General features: G+C 64.9%; 2 pseudogenes. Both read right to left on the bottom strand.

The features are described 5' to 3' along the window. Positions 1-216: pseudogene (locus N5K27_RS28970) on the bottom strand (GTPase); the annotation flags it as partial. A 290-nt stretch (positions 217-506) separates the two neighbouring features. Then, positions 507-807 (bottom strand): annotated as a pseudogene (locus tag N5K27_RS28975) (ABC transporter substrate-binding protein); the annotation flags it as partial.

Genomic DNA, 807 nt, shown 5'->3' on the forward strand with positions numbered 1-807 from the left:
GAGCACCGCGAACTCGGCTCGTCCCGTCTTGACGACGATGGCCTCGTCGGTGGTGGCGATGACCTTGCCCTCGAAAGGCTTCGGGTCGATGTGAAAGCCCAGCGTCGAAACCTTGGGCTGGCCGTCGAAGATGTTGAATTTGAACGAACGGACGTTGGAAGGCACATGACCGACAACGAGCGTCGGCATCTGTGCGCGGATGGCTTGGGTATCCATGGGGAGACTCCTTGTGGCAACCAAGGGACTCCCGCCCGCAAGGGAGGTCTGTCCCTTGAGGGTGAGGTGGATGGACGCGGGTGCGCCCGGAGAACGAAGCAACCAGCACGGCGAACCGCGCCGCAGTCTTGAAGGTCTCGACTGCCTGGGCATGCTGCCGGCAACGCCAGCGAACATGCGGCCAGCGTGCGGCACATGGCGGCGACCGTCCGTTGGGAATCGGCAATGCGCCGGCACCGCGTTCCGCGAAAAAGAAGAGCCCCGACGTGGGGGCTCGAATGGGTTGCGGGTTACTCGTCGTCGTAGAGCGTCAGCCCGTCCAGCACTGGCGCGTCGGCATCGAACACCAACATGCGAACGTCGGCGAGCGCAGCCAGGTGCAACACTTCCACGAGGGACTCCGGCACGCCCTTGGCCCGGTGCTCCTGCCGCAGCTCTTCGGCGGTGATGCCCTCGACATGCTGCAGGTTCGCATCCGTCCAGGGCGTGGCGATCAGCTTCACGCCGACCGCCGGGCTGTAGGGAATGCGGAAGGCCACGAACAGAAAACCGCTCGGCGTGGCGATGTCCGCCAGTTCGGCGAGGAAGCGA

The sequence above is a fragment of the Pigmentiphaga sp. GD03639 genome (assembly GCF_029845405.1).
GTDB lineage: Bacteria > Pseudomonadota > Gammaproteobacteria > Burkholderiales > Burkholderiaceae_B > Pigmentiphaga > Pigmentiphaga daeguensis.